Source organism: Mycobacterium sp. E2733 (assembly GCF_001667585.1).
Taxonomy (GTDB): Bacteria; Actinomycetota; Actinomycetes; order Mycobacteriales; family Mycobacteriaceae; genus Mycobacterium.
The window spans coordinates 1-1404 of the sequence record NZ_LZJZ01000124.1; the positions used below are offsets into that span (position 1 = coordinate 1).

1 pseudogene is annotated in these 1404 nt (G+C 70.0%); it reads left to right on the forward strand.

Annotated elements, in window-relative coordinates:
• A pseudogene (locus A5678_RS27675) lies at positions 1-1224 on the forward strand (serine/threonine protein kinase); the annotation flags it as partial.
• Positions 1225-1404 lie beyond the last annotated feature (180 nt).

Consider the following 1404-nt stretch of genomic DNA (forward strand, 5'->3'; position numbering starts at 1 on the left):
GTCATCGCCAAAGGCATGGCCAAAGACCCCGCCCAGCGCTATGCCACCACCGTGGAATTCGCGCACGCCGCCCGCGAGGCGGCCACAGTGCCGCTACCCCCACCGGAGCAGACCGTGCAGGTGCACCCACCGGTCTGGCCCGGTCAGCCCACCGCGGGCCGCATCCAGGGCTACGACACCCAACTCGCCCCGATCGGGGCCGCACCCGTCCTGCCACCACCATGGGGGGCACCACCGCTGCCCCAGGTAACGCCCACCCCGCAGCGGCCGAGGTGGCGGCGCCCGAACGTCGTGATTCCCGCGCTGCTGGTGATCGCGGTACTCATCGCGGGCGGTGTCTTCGCCGCCGTCAACGCCTCCCACCACCACAAGGCGACCCCGGCCGCGCCGACCGCCACCGCGCCGACCACCCCGCCGCCGAATACGGGTCCGTTCACCGGAATCTTCACCGCCGACTTCGCCCCCGAGACCCATTTCGACGGGAGACCTTATAGGGATGCGGCGCCGGCAACGGAATCCTGGCGGGTGCGCTCGGTGTGCCGCCCCGGCGGGTGCGTGGCCACCGCGGCACGCCGCAGCGGCGGCACCACCTCCGTGTCGACGTTGGTGTTCGACGAGGTCGGCGGGCGCTGGCTGGCCGTCGGCCTCGGCCCGGGAACATGCGATAACGCGCCCGCCGAATTCTGGGAGGTGTTCATTTTGCAACCCCAGCCCGACGGCGCCCTGACCGGCGACTACACCTCGACCTCCAGCACCGGCTGCGACCTCCAGCGGGCCGTGAGCTTCACCCGCACCGGCGACATCGACCTCACCAGCCTTCCCGACCCGGCCGGCCAGCCACCGCGGGTGGTGTCGCCGGCCGAAGCGCTGCACGGTCACTACCACGACACGGTTACCTTTGCGACCGGCTCTCGCCACGAGTACGACATGGTGGTCCGTACCGACTGTCTGCGCACCGGCGACCGGTGCATGAGCTATTTCACCGGCCCCACCGCTGACACGGCTCTGGTGTTCGCCGGCCGGACGTGGAGTGAGGACGCCGAGTACGACGCCCCGTGTCCCAGGGGCGGCACGTCGCACGTGAAACGAAGCGCGGCGTTTCCGCTGCCGTCCCCGCCGCAGGATCCGATCACGCGGCTGACCGGGCACGGTCGCCAGGAATCGACCGGCTCGGCCTGCACCAGCAAGAATTTCGACGAAGAATATGTGCGCACCGGTGATTAGAGCCAGGCATGCGGGTGCGATTAGCAATGCCTCCGGGTCGTCGGCGGCGATTCCCCGCGGTGGCCGCGCCAAGGTGGATGTCGCCGTTGGCGGGAATGTACCAGCCGATGCTGGCGTCGCGGTTCTGATCCCCCGTGACGTCGATGGGCACGCGGATACCGCGCTTGGGTTCCTCAAAGT